This is a genomic window from Cerasicoccus maritimus (genome assembly GCA_031296935.1).
GTDB classification, from domain to species: Bacteria; Verrucomicrobiota; Verrucomicrobiia; order Opitutales; family Cerasicoccaceae; genus Cerasicoccus; species Cerasicoccus maritimus.
The window spans coordinates 145,955-171,565 of sequence record JAVDPD010000007.1; the positions used below are offsets into that span (position 1 = coordinate 145,955).

4 protein-coding genes are annotated in these 25,611 nt (G+C 52.6%); all 4 read left to right on the forward strand.

The window, feature by feature from the left end:
• The first annotated feature begins 105 nt into the window (after positions 1 to 105).
• Genes RBB62_RS06950 through RBB62_RS06965 form a run of 4 tightly spaced genes read left to right on the forward strand, consistent with a single transcriptional unit; the run spans position 106 to position 25,539 of the window.
• Entirely contained in the window at positions 106 to 24,351 is a 24,246-nt protein-coding gene (locus tag RBB62_RS06950) for a tandem-95 repeat protein (RefSeq protein ID WP_309398008.1), read from the forward strand.
• 2 nt (positions 24,352 to 24,353) lie between these two features.
• Positions 24,354 to 24,773, forward strand: coding sequence for a hypothetical protein (locus tag RBB62_RS06955; protein ID WP_309398009.1), 420 nt, complete (start codon positions 24,354 to 24,356; stop codon positions 24,771 to 24,773).
• Positions 24,770 to 25,177 carry a hypothetical protein gene (locus tag RBB62_RS06960; protein WP_309398010.1) on the forward strand — a complete coding sequence of 136 codons (408 nt, stop codon included), beginning with the start codon at positions 24,770 to 24,772 and terminating at the stop codon, positions 25,175 to 25,177. Before RBB62_RS06955 ends, RBB62_RS06960 begins: the two co-directional genes overlap by 4 nt.
• Before the next feature lie 35 nt (positions 25,178 to 25,212).
• Positions 25,213 to 25,539: a Hint domain-containing protein gene (locus RBB62_RS06965; protein ID WP_309398013.1), complete on the forward strand. Its 327-nt coding sequence runs from the start codon at positions 25,213 to 25,215 to the stop codon at positions 25,537 to 25,539.
• Positions 25,540 to 25,611: the final 72 nt, after the last annotated feature.

Genomic DNA, 25,611 nt, shown 5'->3' on the forward strand with positions numbered 1-25,611 from the left:
AATTTTACGGTTAGCTAAACACTAATTGTGAATAACTTTCGCTTGGCATCCCAGTGACTATTCCTCTTTCTGCATGGCTCCGCATCACACTATCTACTATAAGCCATGAGATTTTTAATTACTCTAATCGTGTCCTTTCTTGCGCTATCTTCGATGGTGCAGGCAAAGAGCAAGCATCAGTCCCGTGATGGCGGTGGCGATCTCTGGTTCTGGAGCAACGCGTTCAGCAAGGGCAATGGCCCGGATAACTGCGTGGAGCATTACTCCGGAAGTTACTACGGTAAGAAAAAGGGGCACTCTTGTTGGGACTGGTGGTGTGACGACGACGATGACGAGCCAACTGACGAAGCGCCAGAGGCCGTCATTTACGCCGATCCGCTGGAGGGATATCAGCCGCTGAAAGTCTGGTTATCGGCCAAATTGTCCGAGGATGATTATGGAGTCGCCAGCGTCTCATGGGACTTCGGCGATGGGGCCAGTTCCAATCAGGAGGCGCTTTGGCATGAATTTGCCCAGCCGGGTGATTACACCGTGACGCTGACGGTATGGGATTCAGCGGGCCAGTCGGATACGGAAACAACAACAGTGACCGTGTTGCCTTTGCCGGATGAACGCGTGGTCAAGGGCCTACTGGCCTATTATGAGTTTTCTGCTGGAGCAGGCGATACGATCTTTGACCGCTCTGAGGTCGGTGAGCCAATTGATCTGATCATCAATGAGCTGGACAACGCAGCCTGGCTTGAATGCGGGGGCTTTGCTCTGCTTGAGCCCACATTCGCGCAAAGTTTTGGCTCAGCGGATAAAATTATCAGCGCCGTGAAGCATTCGCACGAAATCACCGTAGAGCTATGGGTGAATCCGGCCAATGCGCAGCCGGGCGAAGAAGGCGTTTTATTCCAGATAGCCACGATTGGGCCGAACAACGTCAAGCTGGATGTTGTCCGACAGGACGACCTTTACCGCGTACGCTATCGCTCAAAGAGTCATGGTAATCAGGATGTCATCTACAGTCCGGCGGAAGCAGCGGATTCGCAATTGACCCATATTGTCTTCATGCGTGAGCACCAGCACCACAAGGGACGTCTATATATCAACGGCGATTTGGTGGCGACTGCGAAGATGACCGGAACCATTTTTGCACGGAATGATCCCTACCAAGTCCGTCTAGGATCGGATGCTGAAGATGGCGCGAAGCCTTGGTTGGGCGATTACTTCCTTAGCGCGGTTTACGAACGGGCGCTCTCAGCGGATGAAGTGGCTCAAAACTATTTGGCGGGCCTGCCCACAGCCAACAGTGTGCAAGCGATCATTGCCGCTGAGCCGGTTTCGGGAGACGCCCCGCTAACGGTGGCTTTCAGCGCGACGGATTCGTCAAGCTGCCGAGGCTCGCTGATCGACTACGCCTGGAACTTTGGTGACGGCGCGACGGGTTCCGGCGTGAGCGTTTCTCATGAATATCTTCAAGGGGGGCTTTATGAGGCCGTCTTGACGGTCACGGCAACCGACGGCGCCAAAGCTAGCTCGACGGTGCTAATCGATGTGGCGGTGCCCAATCTTCCGCCTGCTATCTCTATTCAATCACCGGTCAGTAGCCAGACCTACACGGACGCTGAGTTGCCCACCTTTGCAGCCTTGGCCACCGACAGTGACGGCTCTGTGTCTTCAGTCGAGTTCTTCCTCGATGGCGGCTCCATTGGTAACGGGACCTTCAATGCCACTACTGGCTTTTACGAATTTACCCTGACTTCGCCGCTGAGCGCACAGGAGGATGTCTACCTATTGGCCGCCATGGCGACGGATGATGATGGCGCGACGGGCCTGAGTCAGGATGTTGGTTTCCGGGTTGAGTCCGCCAATGAAGCGCCGACAGTCGAAGATGTCACGTTTACCATGCTAGAGGACGGCATCCTGAACTGGAGCCTGACTGGACAGGACGCCAATGGGGATGTGTTGACCCTGGCCATCGTTGATGCGCCCGCGAGCGGCGAACTCCTGAACATCAATCAGGAACCCGGCCAGAATATCCTCACCGGCCAGTATGTGCCACCCGCGAATGCTTTTGGCGCAGTCACGTTCTCTTACGAAGCCAGTGACGGACAGCTAAGCTCCAATCTGGGAACCGTTACGGTGCAGGTGCAGCCAGTCAACGATGCGCCGACCGGCTCTCTATCGCCGGTTACGGTCACCGAAGACAGTGATCCCACCGTTATTGATTTGCTGCTGGCGTTTTCGGATGTCGATGATGGCGTTGGCGCCCTAAATTTTTCCGTTCAGTCCAATTCAAATCCGAGTTTGGTGACGCCTTCTATTACCGGTTCTTCTCTGTCGCTGGCCTATGCTGCTGACGCTGAAGGCGTATCGAGCCTTGTCATACGAGCAACTGACACAGTCGGAGATTACATCGATGCAGCCTTCGCGTTGACGGTCAGTAATGTGAATGATGCGCCGGTCATCACCAGCAGCCCGGTCACTAGCGTCGATGAGGACACACCCTATGTCTACGCGGTTACCGCAGAGGATATTGATGCGGGCGACGCAGTGACCCTGACCACGGGTAGTTTGCCTGCATGGTTAAGCTTTGACGGTGTAACCTTGAGCGGCACGCCGGATAACGACGATGTTGCCGACTACAGCATTAGCATTACGGCAACCGACATCGCAGGCGCTACGGATACCCAAAGCTTCACTTTGACGGTCAACAATGTCAACGACGCGCCAACGGCATTGGCGGCAAGCTTTGAAACGGATGAAGATACTGCCTTGAATGGAATCCTCAGTGGGATCGATGACGACGGTGATCCTTTGACTTTCGCTGTGGCAGCTTTGCCGACCAACGGCGTGCTCACGCTCAATGCCGATGGAACATTCACTTACACCCCCAATACGGATTTTAACAGCAGCGATAGTTTCACGTTCACTGTTTCCGATGCTCTCGAAACTTCAGATCCCTCTCTGGTCACGATTACGGTCAATCCCATCAACGACCTTCCGGTCGCCGCCATTGAGCCATTCACCGTCAATGAAGACACGACGACGCCGATCACGATCAACGCTAGCGATGTGGACGGTGATACTCTGACCGCGACCATCAATTCTGTCAGTGGAGGAGTGCTGACAGGTGACTTGGATGCGGGGTATGTCTTCACGCCCGATGAAAACTATCATGGTCCAGCCTCGTTCGAGCTTGTTTTAAGCGATGGCAATGGCGGGGATGTGACGCTCGTTGAGAATTTTATGATCAATGCCGTAAACGATGTGCCAGTAGCGCACTCTCTTTCCGCTGAAACGGATGAAGATACGTCGGTTGCAATTACGCTCACGGGTTCGGACATCGACGGGGATTCCTTGACCTACGCCATCGCCACTGCTCCGGTCAACGGTGTTCTAAGCGGCTCCGCGCCCAATCTGACCTACACACCAGGCGAGAACTATAATGGCAGCGACGTCTTCACCTTTACGGTGAGCGATGGGACGGATGGCTCAGCAGCCGCCACTGTTAGCATCACCATTATTCCGGTCAACGACGCACCGACCATAACCAGCGCACCACTCTTGGAAATCGATGAAGATACGCTCTACCGCTACGATGTTACTGCGAACGATGTGGATACGGACGATGTGGTGACTGTAACGGCGGATGTTCTGCCGAGCTGGCTGAGCTTTAATGGAACCACGCTGTCGGGCACGCCTGCAAATGAGCACGTTGGCGAGCACGCCATCGTGCTGACGGCAACGGACATTGCCGGTGAACCTGCGACGCAAAGCTTCACCATCACCGTAATCAACGTCAATGATGCTCCTGTGGGCATTGCGGCGAACTTTTCCACCGATGAAGATGTGGCGCTGAGTGGCAATCTTACTGGCTCTGATGAGGACGGCGATTCCTTGACTTTTATTGAGGCGAATCAACCCAGCCATGGCGCTCTGGCGATCAACACAGATGGTTCGTTCACTTACACGCCGGTGGGAGACTATCACGGGCCGGATTCCTTTTCGTTTACCGTGTCAGATGACACGGAGACGTCGAGCGCGGCGATAGTCAATTTGACCGTAAATCCCATCAACGATTTGCCGGTCGCTATTGTTGAACCTTTCACCGTCGATGAGGACACGGCGACGCAGATAACAATCAACGCCAGTGATGTGGATGGTGATACGCTTACCGCGACCATTAATTCGGTGAGTGGCGGCACGCTGACCGGCAACCTGCTTTTGGGTTATACCTTCACGCCCGATGAAAATTACTTTGGTCCTGCTACGTTTGAGTTTGTTTTCAGCGATGGCAATGGCGGTTCGGTTACCCTAGTTGAGAATTTCACCATCAACGCCGTAAACGATGCGCCAGTAGCGGATGCCCTCTCGGTTGCAACCGACGAGGATATGCAGGTCGCCATCACGCTCACTGGTTCGGACATTGACGGTGATTCCTTGACTTACGCCATCGTCACTGCTCCAGCCAACGGAATTCTGAGCGGCACCGCGCCAAATCTGACCTACACGCCAGGCGAAAACTATAATGGCAGCGACGTATTCACCTTTACAGTGAGCGATAGTACGGAAGTATCTGCCCACGCATCGATATCCATTACCGTCAATCCGGTCAACGACGCACCGACCTTCACCAGCAGTCCTGTTTTCAGCGTTGATGAAGATACATTATACAGCTACGCGCCAGTTGCTGATGATGTGGATGCTGGCGACATCGTAACGCTCACTGCGACTGCTACGCTACCTTCTTGGTTGAGCTTTGACGGAACAACGTTAAGCGGCACGCCAACCAACGCTGAAGTTGGCGAACACAGCGTTGAGTTGATCGCTACGGACATTGACGGGGACTCAGCATCACAGAGCTTCATCATTACGGTGATTAATGTTAATGACGCGCCTGTGGCTATTGCTACGAGCTTTACCACCGATGAAGATGTGGCGCTTGAGGGCAATCTCACCGGCTCGGATGACGACGGCGATTCATTGACTTTTGCTGCTGTAGCTCAACCCAGTCATGGCGCTCTGGCGATCAACCCGGATGGTTCGTTTACTTACACGCCGGTGACGGACTATCACGGGCCGGATTCCTTTGCTTTCACCGTGTCAGATGCCACGGAAACGTCGAGCGCGACGATAGTCACATTGACCATCAATTCCACCAATGACCTGCCGGTTGCCACTGTTGAACCATTCGCAGTTGATGAGGACACGGCGACGCCGATCACGATCAACGCCAGTGATGTGGATGGCGACACGCTTGCCGGGACCATCAATACCGTGAGCGGCGGCACGCTGACCGGCGATCTGCTGTCGGGCTATACGTTCACGTCCGATGAAAATTACTTTGGTCCCGCTTCGTTCGAGCTTGTAATCAGCGATGGCAATGGCGGGAATGTGGCGCTCGTTGAGAATTTCACCATCAATGCCGTGAACGATGCGCCAATTGCGGACGCCCTCTCAGTTGTAACCGACGAGGATACACCGGTTGCCATCACACTCACTGGTTCGGACATTGATGGCGATTCCCTGACTTACGCAATTTTCACTACCCCGGCCAACGGAAGTCTTAGTGGCTCGGCGCCATATCTGACCTACACACCAGGTGAAAACTATAGTGGCAGCGATGTCTTTACTTTTACGGTGAGTGATGGAGCGGAAGCATCCACTTCCGCCACTGTGAACATCACCATCAATCCGGTCAATGACGCGCCGGTTGCCGCCTCTGATAGCTTTGATGTGGATGAGGATTCGACCTACTCCGGACAATTGGCCGGAACTGATGTTGAAAACGACGCCCTCATATATGCCATTGTAGCGCCGCCCAGCCATGGAAGCGTGACTCTGGGCGTTGCGGGGAGCTTCGAATACACCCCTGAGCCCAACTATGATGGGCCGGACAGCTTTCAGTTCACCGCGTCGGACGCATCCAGTGAGTCACTACCAGCGGAAGTGACTGTATTGGTGCGAGGCGTCAATGACGCTCCTTCCATTACGAGCATTCCAGTGACCAGCGTAGACGAAGACACTGCATATAACTATACAGTAACAGCGATTGACGAAGACGTTAGTGATACAGTGACGGTGACGGCAGGCGATTTACCCTCTTGGCTAAGCTTTGACGGAGTCACCTTGAGCGGAACACCCGCGAACGCTGATGTAGCAGCCTATAACATTACGCTAACGGCGACGGACTTGGCGGGGGAAACCGACGTACAGAGCTTTGTGCTAACAGTGAATAATGTGAATGATAAGCCGGTAGCGCAAGCTGGAGCGTTTACGACCTCGGAAGACACCGTATTATCCGATCTACTCATTGGCAGTGATGAAGACCCTGATGACGCACTGCTTACTTTCACCGTCACGACTGAGCCAAGCCTGGGCGTGATTACAGTGGAAAGTGATGGTAGCTTTACCTACACGCCGAATGAGAATGAGCATGGCTACGACAGTTTTGAATTTGTAGTTTATGATGGTGAGGTGAATTCTGATCCTGCGCTGGTCGAAATAACCATCACTCCAGTTAACGATGCGCCGAAAATTATATCGACTGCTCAGACTACTGCGACTGAAGGTGAGCTCTACAAGTATACAGTTGCCGTCTCTGACCCGGATGATTCGAATGATGGAGTATCGTTAGTCTATTCGCTAAGTGGCGCGCCACTTGGAATGGCAATTACGGAAACCGGCGTTATTTCCTGGGTTCCCGGTGAAGGCGTTAGCACGTCTGGCAATGTTACTTTAACCGTGTCTGACGGCGGCGAAGACGGAGCTCAACCGGATACAGAGGCCTTTTCGATTTCAGTGATTCCGGTTAATAATTTGCCAACCGCCGATGATCAAGTAGTCGACGGCGATGAAGACACGGTTTTGAGCTTTAGCCTGACGGGCAGTGATCCTGAAGGCGAGCTACTCAGCTACACGCTGCAAAGCCTGCCCGGCAATGGGGCGTTAGCAAATGCAAGTGGAACTCTCATTTCATCGATCCCGATGATCATTACTCTCGCCGACATGCCTTTATCGTTTACCCCCGACGGGGACTACTATGGCCAGGAGTCGTTGAACTTCATCGTTAGTGATGGTGAATTGGAATCTGCTCCGGCGACGGTTACTTTGAACGTTGTCAGCATCAATGATTTGCCGAGCGCCAACAATGGCTCTGTCACGACCAGTGAAAATGTTGCGGTTACCATGCCGCTTGCTGGGATAGACCCAGAAGGTGAGCCATTGAGTTATAAATTTGATGCTCTGCCAAACACTGGAGTTATAACGCTGCAAGATGGCGCTGAACTGAGTTCGGCTGATACTTTGATTTCGAATGACGATCTGCCGCTAACGTATACGCCCAATGACGGTTTCTTTGGTCTTCAAACATTCGTGTTCCGTGCATTCGATGGAATAGATTATTCCGAACCCGCATTGATCAGCGTGACGGTCAACCCAGATCCGCGTTCAAGAACGTTTACCACGTCAGCCGATTTCGCCGAGGGCTTGTTATTTGGAGTCAGCAGTGAAGAAATCGCCGATCAGTTGCAAACCAGTGTGGATCTTGCGCGGTTCAATTATCTTTGGGTGCCCGTTTACACGAAAGGCACTGTGTGTCGTATCGACACCGACACGGGGCGTGTGCTCGGCGAATATTGGGCAAATCCCCAAGGGGCAACGAATCCTAATCCCACCCGTGTCGCTATCGATCAGCGGGGCAATGCCTGGATAGGCAACTTGCGTGATAATTCCATCATTAAGATCGCTACTCCCGATAGTGGTCTTTACGTGGACCGAAACGGTAATGGGGTGCTTGATACATCTGCCGGCCTTGATCAAATGATGGAATGGCCGCTGCCGACTGACGGGTCATCTCCCAGCGCGGACTTAGCTACTGATGAATTGATCTTGCTCTATATTAAAACCGATGTTGCTGGCTTACGACACGTTTCGGTAAACCCGGATGGCAATGTCTGGGTTGGTGGGTCTAATGGCGTATGGCAGCTCTATAACGGTGAGAGCGGAGCGCTCATGGAGGAAGAACTATTGCCTGCTACCCGCGGCTCCTATGGCGGCTTTACTGATTTTGATGGCGTATTGTATTCTGCCGGGGCTGATTTCTTGCGTTGGGATCCGACTGAGCCTGTTGATGAATTGGACCCCCAGTGGATGGGGGCGCGTCGCCATGGCTGGAGTGTTCTGAAGGATTACAACAATGATATCTGGGTCAGCCGTGACCGCACCTCAGAGACCTTTAAATACGACATAGAGGGTAACTTTATCGGGTCTTATCCGCACGGGCATAATTACGCGCAGGGGATGACGCTTGGGGATGACGGTCACATCTGGATTGCTCACTCTCACTGTAGTAATACGGTCGGCCGTCTTCTGCCGGATGGCACCTATATCGGAAAGGTCAAGGTCGCCAACCATGGTCCAACTGAGGTTGCAGTCGACCGCAAGGGGTACATTTGGGTAAGCGGCACCAGTGGGGTGGTTCAGCGCATCAACCCACTTGCAGGGCCGATTGGATTGGATGGAGTAACTCCAGTGGGTGAGGTCGATATTCAGTCTCCCTACTTGGGCGGCACGCTTTGGACTTACGGGGATTTTGGCGGAAACGCTTCAACGATTGATAGCGAATCCGGTGAATGGCAGTTTGATTTCGACAGCGAAATCTATGGGGCGACATGGGGACCGCTTACCTGGAATGTTGAGCTATGCAATGACGCAAGTATCGTTGTGAGTGTTCGCACCAGTCAAAATGGGGTAAGCTATGGACCTTGGGAAGAAGTTGGTTTTGAACAGGCCCCCACATCTACAGGGCGTTTCATTCAGGGTAAGGTGGTGTTTAATCCTGCGGAGTCTGGCGAAAGCCCCATTCTCAAGGACTTAACGATTGGCACAGAAGGCTATGACCAGCCGATTGCGGTCAAGGATTGGTATGTGGAGGCTGGGGAGACTATCCAAGGACTATGGCCTGACACTATTGAACTGCGTGGTGCCATTTGCCGAAGCGCCCACGAATTTGACATCGCCCCCACCTACCTTTGGGAGCTCGTATCGGGGCCGGGCACGGTCTCATTTGCCAATAATGATGCAACCCAACTTCGACCTGCGGTTCAATTCAGCATCGATGGCGACTATGTGCTGCGCTTGACCGCAACCACGGATACTGAAGTTCGCACCGACACACTGGCCGTCAATTTGATGCCGTACAACAAGGCTCCGTTTGTGAATGCGGGTAGTGACCGTTATGTAACGCATGAAACTGATCCATTGGTCTTGGATGGTGTTGTTCGTGATGACGGTTTGCCCCTCGAATCAACGGTGTCGATTCTCTGGGAGAAAAAGTTTGGTCCGGGATCGGTAAATTTCTCTGATCCTAGCGATCCGAACGCAATTGCGACCTTCAGTGAGCCAGGCATCTACTTGCTGTCTCTTACCGGAAGTGATGGTGAGTTGGAGAATACGGACGGATTAGAAGTGCGGGTGGCAGCGGAGTGTTCAGTAAACAATATCCGTGGTCTGGTTTCCTGGTGGCAGGCTAATTGCGATTCGATCGACCACGTGTCGGCGAATGTCGGCTTTCTGGAAAATTACGATGATCCTTCTTTGGCTTTCGTAACGGGTAGAGTCGCTGCTGGCTTCTTTTTTGATGGGGTGGATGACCGCATTAATGTCTTTGCTTCGCCATCTCTGGATGTTTCTTTGGATGCAGGCGTCAGTTGGGAGATGTGGATTAAGCCAGATGGACTCCGCAATGCCCGACTCCTAGATTATGGGTCGGAAGCTGGCCAGGGGGTTTCGCTTTCGATGACAAGTTCTGGCGGGCTGATCTGGGATGTTGTGGATCGTGATGGCAACAGTCACGTCCTCACGACGAGTAATGGCCTTACCAATGGAGCATGGAATCATGTTGCCGTGACCTACAATAAATTCTCCGGCATGGCGGAAATTTACCTGAATGGATCGCCACGCACATCGAGCTACATTGGGGCGTTCATGGTTCAAACGTCTTATGATGTATTCATGGGCAATGATTATGCCGAGACCATGCCCTTCCGGGGAATCATGGATGAAATTACACTTTATTGCCGAGCGTTGTCCCCCTCCGACGTTTATGGAATCTACAATTCTGGTGCGGTCGGCAAGTGCCCAATTCACACGAATATTCCGCCCGTAGTCAGCGCTGGTGGTCGCTATGCAATACCCGAACCTTTTGGAGAGATACTCCTTGAGGGAAGTGTGAGTGATGATGGCGTGCCCTCAGTGGATTCACTTACTTGGGAGTGGGCGCAGACCTCTGGCCCGTCTAGTGCGTTAATGGATGACACCTCTTCATTGACGCCACAGGTCACGTTTGTTGAACCAGGATTCTATACCTTCACCCTGTCCGCATTTGATGGAGAACGGCGGGCGGAAGACACCGCAATTGTCAGCGTAGGACAGATTTGCCGGGTGAATTCGCCCAGCGGATTGGTAGCTTGGTGGCGTGGTGAGCGTAGTTTGTTTAACGAAGAACAGAATCTAAATGCATCCGCTCCAGCGCCAAACTATCGCGTTGGTCTGGTAGGCGAATCCTTTGACTTCGGATCATTTGAGCGGGCGATTAAAGTCGATTCCCGTCCGTCTCTGGATATCGCTCAAAGTGAGGAAGGTTTTTCGATTGAGTTCTGGGCAAATCCAGATGTGAACCGCAGTCAAGGCACTGATTCGCCTAAGAGTCTGATCGAGTGGAGTGGTCTTGATGGCCGTGGCTTACGCATCACTCACCATAATCATCGTGATTTGACGGTGTATATTGATCAGCGTGATGGGAACTCTGCTTCCTACAGCACAAATAATAGTGATTTCTTTTATGAAGGTTCTTGGTACCACATCACTTACATTTACAACCGCACCGCTGGATCTTTGAAGTTGTATGTCAATGGTGGCGTTTTCCGTGAATGGAATATCGGCGATTTGGACATCGATACTTTCGGCGATCTTTGGATTGGCGGACGTCCTTTCACAGAAGGATACTTTGATGGTCGTATAGATGAGTTAGCCCTCTATAGTCGACCGCTGGTTCAATCAGAGGTTTTTGACATTCATGCGGCAGGTTCATTCGGTAAGTGTCCACTGGGCGATAATGTTGCTCCAACGGTTAATGCTGGTTTGGACAGCGGCATCAGTTCAACTGCCGAGTCACTACAACTTCAAGGCGTGGTGGAGGATGACGGTTTACCGGATTATGGAAGCCTGTCGATTTCTTGGGATGTGGTGCAGAGCCCGACGGGTAGTGTGGTGAGTTTTGCCGATGTCGGTGATCCGCAGACGCGCGTTACCTTTAGCGAAACGGGCCTTTATGTCCTCAAACTATCCGCAACCGATGGCTTGGCTCAGGCTGATGACATTGTCGCGATACGAGTTGGTGAAAACTGCAGCATGGAAGTTCCTGAGGGAGTAGTTGCTTGGTGGACGTTTGACGGATCGACCTATGAGGAGATTGCCCAGACCGAGGAGGTAGCAGGTGAACTTAGCTATCGGACAGGCAAGATTGGGGCTGCGTTGAATTCCAACTCGCAGGCAAACTCATTGATCGCTTTGGCTAGGCCCAATCTGGATCTCGGGCAAAGTGAAGCTGGATTTACCATCGAAGGTTGGCTGAGAGCGGACTCGAACCGCAGTCAGGGCACTAACACGCCCAAGAGTATTGTGGAGTGGACGGGAAGTGATGGCCGTGGCTTGCGCATTAGCCACCACAACCATCGCGATCTTACCTTTTACTTTGACCGGGTTGATGGTTCGTCTACGACCTGCACCACCCACGACCGCAATTTCTTCTACGAGAACGCGTGGTATCACATTGCCTATGTCTTTAACCGCAATCAGCAGGTCCTGACCCTTTTTGTAAACGGTAATGCTTTCCAGAGCTGGAGTGCTGGAGATTGGACGGCTGATACGGTTGGCGACCTCTACATTGGTGGGCGCCCGTTCCAAGAAGGATATTTTGACGGAGCCATTGATGAATTGACGTTCTATAATCTGCCGCTAAACGCCTCGCAGATTTACGCGATTCATGGCGCGGGAGCAGATGGTAAATGTCCGCTGACCGGAAATCGGGCGCCGATTGTGGATGCGGGCGAAGATACGGGCCTCGTGTCTGAGGCAGATGCGTTGCTTCTTTCTGGAAATGTGGTGGATGACATGCTGCCAGAAGGGAATTTGAGTATCCAATGGGAAATGGCGTATGGCCCCAGTGGTGGCGCGGCTTCTTTTGCTGATCCGAGTGATCCAGCAACGCAAGTAACTTTCAATCTACCCGGACTATATATCCTGAAGCTTAGCGCCAGCGACGGATTGGCGATGAGCGTGGATACCCTGAGCGTTCGCGTTGGGCATACCTGCACCGTTGCTCCTCCTGAGGGTATGGTAGCCTGGTGGCCGATGAATAATACTGCTTATGAAGAAGTTGAAGGCCGTTATGAATTGACTGAAAATCCAGATTACCGAACCGGCATGGTTGGCTCCGCCTTGAGCGTTAGCAATGCGGAGGATGTTATCCAGGCTCCCGAGCGAGACAGTTTCAATATTGGCCAAAGCACGGAGGGATTCAGCATCGAGTTCTGGACCTATCCAGATGTGAATCGGAGTGAAGGCACGAATGATCCCAGAAGCATAATTGAATGGACTGGCGTTGATGGACACGGCTTGCGCGTGACACACCATAATCATCGAGACCTTACGCTCTATTTTGATCGTACCGATGGATCTACGACCGCTCTAACCACGCATGACAGTAATTTCTTTTATGAGGGATCGTGGTACCACATTGTTTATACCTTTGATTTAGCGGAAGAGCAAGTAACGCTCTACGTGAATGGCGCGGCCTACAAGAATTGGACGATATCTGGAGAATCAATCGACACGACCGGTGATATCTGGATTGGCGGACGTCCACTGTGGAGTCAAGCAGCATACAAAACTTTGGGAATGTATGATGGGGCCATTGATGAGCTGTGTCTGTATGCTCGCCCACTTTCCCAAATCGAAATTTTTGCTCTGCACGCTGCTGGTGATCACGGGCGCTGTCCATTAACGAATAACCGTCCTCCGCTGGTTCTTGCGGGAGATGATGTTGGCATTCCTTCTACGGACCAAATCTTAGTGATGGCTGGTCAGGTATCTGATGATGGCTTGCCTGAGTCGGGTATATTAACCATCGACTGGAACGTTGTGCACCAGCCCACTGGAGCCACCGTGGAAATTACTGATCCGACTGATCTCAATACCCAAGTTACCTTTGGTCAAGAAGGTGTCTATGTTCTGCAATTGGAAGCATCCGATGGACTGGCGACTTCGAAAGATCTGGTGGCAGTCCGCGTAGGCGTGCACTGTGGAGTGGAAGCTCCCGAGGGACTGACTGCGTGGTGGCCTCTGAATAATGATGGCCTCGAAGTGGTCGCCAATGTGTTGGGAACCTCAGATGATCCGCGATACCGTTTGGGCCAAGTTGGATCAGCGCTCAATAGCAGTGCGCAGCGGGATGTTATCATTACACCGGAGCACGCGAACTACGATCTCGGTTCATCATCGGATGGCTTCACCATTGAGTTTTGGGCGGACCCGGATTCGAATTACAGTCAGGGGACTAATTCACCGAAGAGCCTGCTTGAATGGACCGGTGTGGATGGCCGCGGCATGCGGATTAGTCACCATAACCATCGGGACATTAGCTTGATCTTTGATCGGATTGACGGCTCTACAAACACTTACACTTCCCATGACAGTAACTTCTTTTACGAGAGCAATGGCTGGTATCATTTGGCTTACGTCTATGACCGACCAGAAGGTATGCTTTATTTCTACGCCAATGGCGCACTCTTTAAGAGTTGGGCGGTAGGTGATCTGGAGGCTGACACGCTGGGGGATGTATGGCTGGGAGGACGCCCCTTCACGGAAGGCTATTTTGATGGTGGTCTGGATGAAGTAAGCTTCTATGAGCGTCCACTGACTTATGTTGATATCTATGCAATTTTTGCTGCGGGAAGCTATGGCAAGTGCCCACTGACGCCCAATTCTGCGCCAACCGTCAATGCGGGGGATGACGCCGCTTTGGCTGATGTCAGTGAGGTGCTCACACTCCAGGGCATTGCCTATGATGATGGACTGCCCGGTGCGGCAACTTTGGAAACGGAGTGGAGTGCCGTAGTGACTCCAGTAGGGGGCAGTGTTACCTTTGGGGATGCGACTGCCCTAAGCACGACGGCAACTTTCAGCAGCAATGGTCTCTACCTCCTCAAGTTGATTGGGCGTGACGGTTTGGAAGAATCTGAAGATGCACTGGTCGTGCAGGTTGGCGCGACGTGCAATATGGTTCCTCCGGCAGGTCTGGTTGCCTGGTGGCCTTTCGAGGGAGACACGATGGAGGTGGTTGAGAATGTGCTCGGCATCGCGGCAAACCCGAGCTTCCGAACTGGTCAGGTCAATGATGCGCTGAATGCTTCGACTATGAATAGTCTCGTAGTGGTTGAAGAAAGCCCCAATTTAAATCTGGGCAGCAATCCAGATGGATTTACCATTGAATTTTGGACTTACCCCGACCGTAACCGCAGTGAAGGCACTGATGACTCCCGCAGCTTGATAGAATGGACTGGTGTCGATGGCAGAGGGCTGCGCATCGCACACGAAGATCATCGTGATCTCACCATTTTCTTTGATGGAACGGATGGCTCCGGCGCCAGTTATACCACGCACGACAGTAATTTCTTTTACGAGGGTTCTTGGTATCACATCGCCTATGTTTATGACCGGGTTGCGGGTGAGCTTCGGATGTATGTCAATGGCGGGCTTTTCCGGCAATGGTTCCCTGGTAACATTGAAGTCGATACCACGGGGGATATTTATTTTGGAGGCAAGCCCCTCTGGGAAGGAGCGAATACTCTATACGGATTTTTCGATGGAGCATTGGATGAGGTCAGTTTCTATGATCGCCCGTTGAGCTACACCGACATTGCCGGCATTCATGGCGCTGGGGCCCAGGGCAAATGTCCAATGCTCCGTAACGGCGCACCTTCTGTATTTGCCGGTTATGACATTTCCTTGGGAGACACTACGCAGGTAGCCATCCTCGAAGGAACTGCTGTTGATGACGCGACACCCTTGCCGCTTACTTACGACTGGAGCGTGTTGGGCGGACCCGCAGGAGGTGTCGCTGATTTCTCTGATTCAAGTAGCTTAACTCCATCGGTGAGCTTCTCCTCAGATGGAGTCTACGTCCTTCAGCTTGCTGCCAGCGATGGCCTTGCTCGTGGAGCAGATCAGGTAACTGTCAGGGTCGGAGTGGCCTGCGTCGTTGATTTGCCTTCCGATGCGGTTGCCTGGTGGTCGATGGATTACTCTTCTGATGACAAGGTAAGCCAAGTGACGGATGAACGCGATGGACCGCGATACCGCACAGGTCTGGTAGGAGGAGCTCTTAATGCTTCCGCCTCTCAAGACGTTATTATTACAAGTGAGCGACCTGAACTGGATATTGGCAAGAGCGCTACTGGCTTCACTATCGAATTCTGGGCCGATCCTGATACCAATCGTAGCGGTGGAACCGATACCGCTAAAAGTATGCTGGAGTGGGTAGGTGTTGATGGTCGTGGATTGCGTATCAGCCATGAAAATCATCGAGATATTTCATTACGCTTTGATCGTACTGATGGAACGACATCCTTCTTCACGACCCACAACCGCGATTTCTTCAATGAGAGCAATGGGTGGTATCACCTCGCATTCGTCTATGACCGTCTTGCTGGCAGCCTGGAATTATTCGTCAATGGCGCCAGCTACCTTGCTTGGGCAGTGGGGGACTGGGAAGCGGATACGACCGGAGCATTGCTGATCGGTGGTCGTGATCACAGCGAGGGTTACTTTGATGGAGCGCTGGACGAAGTTACCTTGTATAGCCGTCCTCTCTCCGCGCTAGAAGTGTCCTCTATTAACGATGCTGGGAGCAGTGGCAAGTGCCTGCCCAGCACCAGGCATAATGGACCAAGTCTTACGATTGCCGCACCGAAGCGCGTGACGTTGCCCAACACGGGGATTCAGTTACGTGGAACGATCATCGATGATGGCGAGCCGCTTGGATTGTCAATGACTGCGAATTGGGCGCAAATAGATGGTCCGGCAGCCGCAATCTTTGATCAAGATTCCTTCACCGACCCCGTGAACGGCGTCATTGACACCATCGTTCATGCGAACGAAGTAGGAAGATATACGTTCCTTGCTACGGTGAGTGATGGAGTGCTCGAAGCCTCCCGTTCACTGGAAGTCTGGGTCTCAGAATTGGCCAATGTAGCTCCGGTGGCGCAAGCGGGAGAGGACATCACGATTACCGAGCCGGCCAATACAGTACTGCTCAATGGTTATGGCTTTGATGATGGACTGCCAGGAACTGGATTGAGTTATTCGTGGACTCAACTAAGTGGACCTCTGGGAATCAGCATTGATACTCCCAACGCTGAAGATACGTCAGTCACCCTTGCCGGTGAAGGCATATATGAGTTCGAGTTAACTGTCAGCGATGGAGAGCTCAGCTCCAACGACAGCGTCAGGGTTGTCGTCCAACCTAAGAACAATGATGCGCCAACTGCATTGATCACTTCTGCCGATGAATTGGAGTTGCCTGGGGAACTGGCGATTTCAGTCGAAGTCAGCGATGATGGATATCCACTAGGAGGGCAATTCACGGGTGAATTGGTTCAAATTGCTGGACCAGGAACTATGACTTTCAGTGAATCGACGTTAGATTTTGGCCCCCTGACTAAAACGCCGCTGAGCCAAGTTGTTGATCTCACCACTAGCTTTACTGCTCCCGGCGACTACGCTTTCGAACTGCGCCTTAGTGACGGCGAGCTCACGACGATCATACGTCAATCAGTTGAGGCATTCATTCAGCCGGAAGTCGATCTGACTTCGCCAAGCGATGGCTTCGTTTACGATCCGGGCCAAAACATTACCTTCCAGGCCAACGCAACTTATTTAGGCCAGCCGGTCAGCTCCGTCGAGTTTTACGCCAACGGAACCTTGCTTGGGTCGGTCGGACGTATCTCAGGCACAATCACGCATCGTTTGGTAGTGCCAGCCAGTGAATTAGGTGTGCTGAATGACTATGCAGAAGTCTATGCCGAAGTCACCGTCGGAACACGTTCTACGCAAAGCAACACCAGCAGTATCGCAGTTGTCGATGGAAGCGCTCCGGCTCCCGATGCTCTGCTTGAATCTCCTTTGGAGGACACGGTTCTAACCGCGCCAACGCCAATCATCGGCACGGTCACCTCAAGCATCCTCAAGGAATACCGCTTCCAATACCGCCTCAAAGGCGAGTCCGATTGGCAAACCGCCTTCACCGGGACCACCGAGGCCGCCAGCGCCGAGCTCGGCACCTTTGATCCTACTTTGCTCCTCAACGGTATTTATGAGGTGCGCCTCCAAGCCGAGGATTTGCTGGGCCGCACCATCACCGACGGGCCGATCAACTTCATTGTTGATGGCAACATGAAGGTCGGCCATCTCGAGCTGCAATATCAAGACCTGCAAGCGAATCTGCCGGGGCTACCCCTCACGGTAACCCGTCACTATGACACTAAGCGTGCGGCACAGGATGGAGACTTCGGCTACGGTTGGTCCTTGTCAGTTGCAGATGTTTCGATCCAAAAGAACCGCTCCTTGGCCTATGATTGGTATATGGACTTTGCAGGTGGTTTGACGTGTCCGTTATTCTTAACCGACACGGCTTCGCATATTGTTACCGTGACCTTCGCCAATGGTGAATCACATGCTTTCTATGGTATTGCCGTTAACTCCAACACTGAAGGCCAATGCTTCTCCTCAGCAGGATTGGGCACCCCGGCATCACTGATCTTTGAACCACTTGCAGGCGAGAAAGGAACGCTTGAGGTAAAGGGCGAAAACCTCGGTTTCCTGAGTAGTGCCAATGGTCCGGTTCAATTGTTCGACATTGATGACGGCTCCGATTTCGACCCAATTGAGTTCGTCTACACGGCAGTGGATGGCGTTCAATACCACATCCACGAAGATGATGGATTGACCTACGTTGAGGACCGTCACGGCAACAGCATCACCATTGATGAAAATGGCTACCATCATTCTTCGGGCCAGAGTATCGCTTTCACACGCAACGCGGATGGACGTATCGAGAAGATCACGGATCCGGCTGGCACCGAACTGAGCTATTACTACGATGCCAATGGCGATCTGGTGGCCTTTACGGATCGTGCCGGTTTTGACCAATTCTACAGCTACCACCCCGCACCAAATGAGCACCATCTGCTGGAAATCACTGGCGACGATGGCGTGCTTGCCACCCGCAACGAATATGACGAGGAGGGTCGCCTGTCGCGTGTTGTGGACGCTAATGGGCAGGTGACAACGTATACCTATGATTTGACGGGTCGTTCTCAGACCGTGCGTGACCGCTTGGGCCGGGAAACGACCATTGTCTACAACGAGCGCGGTAACGTCACTTCGCAGATAGCGCCAGATGGTGGCATCACCCAGAGGTTTTACGAAGATCCGAATAACCCGGATCGTGAAACGAAGATCATTGATCCACTGGGTACGGTCTCGACGGCGACCTATGATCCTGACACCGGTAGAGTTCTATCCACCACTGAGGGCATTACGGATGAGGATCCCGTTGGCTTCACGACTACCTACGCTTATGATGATCCAGCAAATCCTCATTTAAAAACTGCCGTTACGGATCCGCGAGGCAGCACCACCAACTATGCCTATGATGTTGCGGGCAACATGACGTCGATGACGGACGCACTTGGTAATGTGACCAGCTACACCTATGATGCGGAAGGCAATCAAACCAGCAAAACGGATGCTTTGGGCAATAAGGTGGAGTGGGAATACAGTGCTTATGGCTTACCCATTGTCGAGCGCCGGGTGGCGCCAGACGGAACTGTCTACAGCGAAGTATTCAAAACCTACGATGTCGATGTGGACGCAGATAATAACGGCGATCCCGACGGCAATGGCATTGGCGTGAAGATTGCCGAGTCGATGACCCGAACCAATTACGATGGTTCGACCACGGATTTAAGCGCCAGCTTCAGCTATGATGGTGAAGGAAAGCTGCTTTCGATTGTTTATTCTGACGGCACGTCGACTACTCAGAGCTATAACGAAAATGACAAGATCGTTCAGGTGATCGATGAGGCAGGCCAAGTTGTTGATTATATCTACGACAATCGTGGGAACCTGCTGGAAACGCAGATGCCAGGTGGCGTAACCATTGCGTCCACCTATGATGCCGCCGGACAAATCCTGAGCACCTCAAACCCCAATGGCGATGCCGCGACCTATACGTATGATTCGATGGGGCGCATCACCAGCTTCAGCTACCCGGACGGATCAAGCTCTACGCAGACCTACGACCTCCTGGGCCGCATGGTGAGCGAAGTCGATGAGTTAGGGCGAACCGTCACTTACGAATACGATCCTCGCGGTAATTTGCTGGAACGCACGCACGCCGATGGCACGAGTGAGAGTTACTTCCACGACGAAAACGGCAACCGCGTGGCGCTCTACAACCGTGAGGGCATGGCGACGCTCTTTGAATACGACGAGCTGAACCGTCTGGTTCGCACCGAATTCATCGGTGAAGTTGATGCGCAAGGTCTCGACCTTGACCCATCGGATAACGCGGTGTCAGAAACCGTCTACGATGCGATTGGCCAAGTATCAATGACCATTGATCCACGGGGCAATATCACGGAGTTCGTCTACGACAACGACTGTGGTTGTAAGGGTCGTCAGACTTCTTACACCGATGCCCTGGGCCGCAACATCACGAAGGCTTACGACGAACTCGGCAACAAGGTTTCTGAAACCGATGCCGCTGGTAACACGACCTTTTTTGCCTATGACGCTCGTCAGCGTTTGGAAACGGTGATCAACCCTGATGGCACCCAGATCGATTACCAGTATGATGTTCTTGGCCGCCGCACCCGAGAAGTGGATGAACTGGGCCATGTAACCGATTTCGACTACGATCCTTTCGGACGCGTAACGCAGCAGCGCCGTTACTTGGATTATGCCGGGTTAGGCAATCCGATCACCACGAACGCGGATCGCATCATCGAGCAGACCTTTACTTACAGTAATATTGGTCTGCCGCTGACTCAATCGGATCCCAATGGCAATGTCAGCAGCTTTGAATACGACGAGTTGGGCCGACGCACGAAAGTCATCGACGCCCTTGGCCGTGAGCGCACCTTTGACTATGACGAGATTGGCAATCTAGTTTCGCAAGCAGATGCACTGGGCAGGATCACCTCGTTTGAATACGACATCAATAACTACCGCTTCCGCACCACCTATCCTGATGGCGGTATCACTGAAACCGCTTACGACGCCTTCGGACGGCAAGTATCGACGCTTGATCCGCTCGATAACGAAACGAGTTTCGCCTATGATGATCAGGGACGTCTGTTGCAAATCACCGATGAGCTTGGGCAAACGACGCAATACGAATACGACGTCAGCGGAAATCAAACCAAGGTCATTGACGCCTTGGGCCGTGAAACCGTCTTTGTCTATGACGCCGCCAATCAGCTCATTGAACGTCAACTAGCCGATGGCTCCACCCAGTCATTTGAATACGATGACCGGGGTTTGGTCTCCAAGGAGGTTGACCAGAACGGCAACGCCAAAGCCTTCAGCTACGATGTTCGGGGACGCCTACTCACCGTTACGGAGTTGGACGAAAATGACAATCCGCTCGCGGTCACCTCTTACGAATACGACGATGCCGGTCGCCGGACGGCTCAAGTGGATGGCCTGGGACGTCGCACCGAATTCACCTACGATGCGCTTGGTCGCTTACTCACCAAGGAAATGCCGGGTGGCGAAATCGAGTCCTACACTTACGATGCGGCCTCAAACTTGGTGACTCGCACCGACGCCAACGGTTACGCAACAACCTACAACTACGACCAGTTGAACCGCTTGGTTGAGCAGTCAGCAGATTCCACCCACCCGTCGCTCTCGCTCAGCCATGTTGCGGCCAGCATTGATTACGTCTACGACGAGGTTGGGCGCATGACTTATTCCTCACTGCGCTCGGCGGAAGCCTTCGGAGAAACCGTTTTGCATGAGGAAGCATTCACCTATGACTCGCGTGATCGTCTGACGCTCAAGTCCACCCCGGACGGCGATTTGAGCTATACTTACGATGTGGCCAGTAACCTGACCTCGCTCAGTTCCAATAATCCGAACGGAGTGAATGTCGCCTATGGGTATGATGAGCTGAACCGCTTGCAGTCGGTTACTGACAACGCGGGCTTCATGCCTTCATCCACCGTTCACACCTATGCTTACACGCAGGTTGGTTCGATGGATCAGATGACCTACGCCAACGGCATTCGCCATGAGTTTACCTATGACCAGCTCAATCGCCTGACCGACCTAGAAGTGCGTGATGGATCGTCACTGGTGCAGAGCTACGGCTATACACTCAGCCCGACCGGTCAAAAACTCGCGGTGAACGAAAGCACCGGGCGCGATGTCGCCTGGAATTACGACGACCGCAATCAATTAGTCAGGGAAATTGTGGCGGACGACCCATTCGGCCAAAACGGAACCGTCGATTACACTTACGATGACGCTGGCAATCGCGAGACCCGGAGTTCCTCCATTCCATCCATCAATACCCAGTCGTTTAACTACACCGTTAACGACCGCATTGTTGGTTACAGCTACGACGCCAACGGCAACACCACCGCTGGCCCTGCGTCCGAACCGGGATACACCGACGTGTATGATTTCCGGGACAAGCTAGTGCGCCGCACCAAGAGCGACGGGACCATTATTGACATCTCCTACGATGCCGCCGGAAACCGTATCGGTAAAATCGTTTCAGGCGGCCCGAGCGCGGGCTCCACGACGCTTTATCTAATCGATGGCAACAGCCTAAGCGGATTTGCGCAAGTGGTGGAAGAGCTGTCCTGGAACGGCACCGCCTTTGTGCCGCATCGTAGTTACGTCTATGGCCTCGGCTTGATCGCACAGCACCAGTGGCTGGAGAATCCGCTGACGCAGACCTTTGACTGGGAAACGAGTTACTACCATTACGATGGCCAGGGCAGCATTCGCGCACTCTCGGACGAAACCGGCCTCCTCACGGACAGCTACGATTACGATGCCTTCGGAAACCTGCTGCGTGCGACTGGCACGACCCCGAATACCTACCTCTATCAGGGGCAGCAATTCGATGGCGACCTCGGGCTCTACTACTTGCGGGCGCGCTACTTAGATACCGATCTGGGTCGTTTCCACACGACGGATCCCTTCGACGGATTCGCGGATGAACCGCTCTCGCTCCACAAATACCTCTACGCCTTCAACGATCCGGTCAATTTGGGCGATCCGAGTGGCTACTTTCCGATGAGCGCCTTCGGCATGCTTAGCTACTTCACGGCTTATGTGGACACGCTTAGCAGCTATACGAACCTGATCATGTTCTACTACAAGCTCATGATGCGGAGCGCCAATGCGCATAATATTTCGCAGCTCAATGCGGCGCTGGATGAGTTTGATACCACCGCAGGTTCGTTTGAAACCTTCCTGCTGGCGAACCCGGTCGATGTCGATATGATGTGGAATTCCTTCGTCGACCGTGCGGCGGAACTTGGCGAGGAAATGAAGGAGCTCGCCTGGTGTGTCTCGCATATCATCTACGGCACGGGCGAAGGCTTTGTGGAGACCGGTTGGGACACGCTTAAGACCTTCGGGCAGGCGCTCTGGTGGGCGGGCAAGACCTTCTTCAAATACAGCCCGACCACACCGTGGGGCGTTTACAACACGATCAAGGACGGGCCCCAGATCATCACCCAGCTCAATGCTCTTTGGGAAGGTATCAACCAGATGGTCTACCACTTGACCGAAAAGGTCTATAACAACGACTGGATGGGTATTGTCGAAGGCTTCAGCCCGGACCTATACACGGTGCTCGCCTGGCACGACGACGAACTGAAGATGGACATCCTGCGGGATGATTACTGTCTGGCCATCGGGCGTCTCATTGGCGGTGTCGGCTTCGAAGTGGTTATGACCGTCGCTACGGCTGGCGCTGGCCACGCCCTGAAAGCCGTCAAATGCTCGAAGCTTGTCGTAGGTGCGGTAACCAAGCTCGATAACGTTGCTCCGGACAGCTCGATAACCCGCTTCCTCAAGCGCAACACCGGCTGCTTCGTCGCCGGAACACTGGTTTGGACCACGGCTGGGGCCGTCCCGATTGAAGACCTGGCGTTGGGCGATGCTGTCCTGACTGATGCTGAGGCCGCGCAGCACGAAGTCATCAATGAACAGCCGGATCGATCAATCGAAGTGAAGCTCTCGCTGGCTGAAGCCGATGGTGACCGCTTCGACATGCAATCGATTGTCAGCGGGCAATGGTTGAAAGCCATGACCGGCCTCGCTGAAGCCGACGGCTGGCGCTACCTGCAAGACTTCGAATTAACGGGTCAAGTCGTCGATGTCGAGGTGATCGGCCAGAGCGACCACATGGATGGTGCTCCCAGAGTCGCGATGCTTACTCATCGCGAGGGCATTACGCAGAAGGTAACCATCGCGCTGGAGGGCTTTGACGCACCCGTCGTTACCACCCCCGAGCATCCATTCTGGTCTGTCGATCGCAACGGCTGGGTCCGCGCCGGATCACTCGCCGAAGGTGAGCAGCTACACTCCTATGTCCACGGCACGGTCAGAATCGAAGCTCTGTCCCGAATCTACGATGATCGCCCGGTCTATAACATCGAGGTCACCGAGCACCATAATTACTTTGTGGGTGACGCCGCAGTGCTCGTGCATAACTCGGACGACTGTGCGATTGATATCGAAGTAAGTGGGAAAGTAGTAGCAAGTGCTGCGAGATCAGCTTTGGATGAGGTTGCATCTTTTAGGAAAGAACTTGGCCTTCCCTCGGTTGAAGCAGAAAATGCTGCTAGAGCAGCAGCACAAGCAGCGGGTAAGAAAACTTTGCCTAAAGGAAATACTATTGCAAAACTTGAGATTGATGGAGCGGAATATTGGGGTTGGAACGGCCACGGACAAGGTCTAGTGAATGGACATTATACTCACACTGGTTTTAATGTGAATGTCCAAACAGCCAGCCACGCAGAGGCAGATGTGTTTATTCAGGCTATGTTGGGTGATAAGTTTAACATTAATAATGCTCGTTTGATCGTTGACAGACCGTTGTGTGCGGCCTGTGGGGACAACGGAGGAGTCTTGTCACTAATGAGAGATTTAGGTCTCAAACAGCTTGAAGTAATTTCACCTGCAGGTTCAGTTACACTTAGAATAACAGATTAATTATGGAAATTGCGTTTTTAGATAGTATGAAAAGCGATTCGAGGGAAAAGATACTAGTAGATCGTTTACAATTAATATCCGACTTAAGGTTTGTAGAAATTTGGCTTAAATACCCCAGGTTTCCGATGCTAGGCGTTTTAATAAACTCAGATGATGCCTTCCTTCAAGCATTTCGATTTCAGGGAGATCCAGGTTTTTTTTCTAACAACCCTAGTCGTAGCGAATGTGATGAATTGGTAGAGTTTGAGCTTGAAAATGGACAGGTTGATGAATTTCCAAGCAAATCTTGCTATACGAAAAAGGAAGCAATTCGGGCATGTCTAGACTTTGCAGTAGACGGTAAATTTCCTGATTGGATTGATTGGATTTACGCCGGTATGGATGGAGCTGATTCGCCTAATGATAAATTAAGTCCTGAATGAAATTCGAAGTAGGCATTGTTCGCACAAAATACGAAGATCCTGAGTCGGACTTTATGACGTCAGTAACTTTTGCTAATAGCGGTTTTGAAAAATACCTTACGATATCCAGGCCTGGAAGAAAGTATTTTGAAGCTACGTCTGAGTTTGATGGAGGGTTGGCAGATATCGAATGTGAACTCAATAACCAAGTGAATTTGTCCCAAGGAGGAATTAAGCTTTGCTCTTTGAGTGATCATGAGTTTCGAATTCAGTTTTCAGCTGAGGAAGCCATGTCAATAGGGGATTCAGAAGTCATAGTTGAGTTCCCCCATGGTGGTATAGAGTTGAGAGATGTTGCGGTAGCTGTAGAAAACATTTTTAGAGATACCGATGTATTTCGTCACCTTGACAAGTCTGATATCTGACCTTTAGCAGAATTTCTCGGATCCCGGACAGCTCGATAACCCGCTTCCTCAAGCGCAACACCGGCTGCTTCGTCGCCGGAACACTGGTTTGGACCACGGCTGGGGCCGTCCCGATTGAAGACCTGGCGTTGGGCGATGCTGTCCTGACTGATGCTGAGGCCGCGCAGCACGAAGTCATCAATGAACAGCCGGATCGATCAATCGAAGTGAAGCTCTCGCTGGCTGAAGCCGATGGTGACCGCTTCGACATGCAATCGATTGTCAGCGGGCAATGGCTGGAAGCCATGACTGGCCTCGCCGAAGCCGACGGCTGGCGCTACCTGGAAGACTTCGAATTGACGGGCCAAGTCGTTGATCTGTAAGCGTCCGAGCTCCATCCCACTTGACTACCAATGGTAAGCATTGTCGTTTCTCATTGGTAAGGGTTTGTAGTT

Coding starts and splice junctions, on each gene's coding strand:
- RBB62_RS06955 (WP_309398009.1), top strand. CDS start 24,354: ATGGAAATTGCGTTTTTAGATAGTATGAAAAGCGATTCGAGGGAAAAG.
- RBB62_RS06960 (WP_309398010.1), top strand. CDS start 24,770: ATGAAATTCGAAGTAGGCATTGTTCGCACAAAATACGAAGATCCTGAG.
- RBB62_RS06950 (WP_309398008.1), top strand. CDS start 106: ATGAGATTTTTAATTACTCTAATCGTGTCCTTTCTTGCGCTATCTTCG.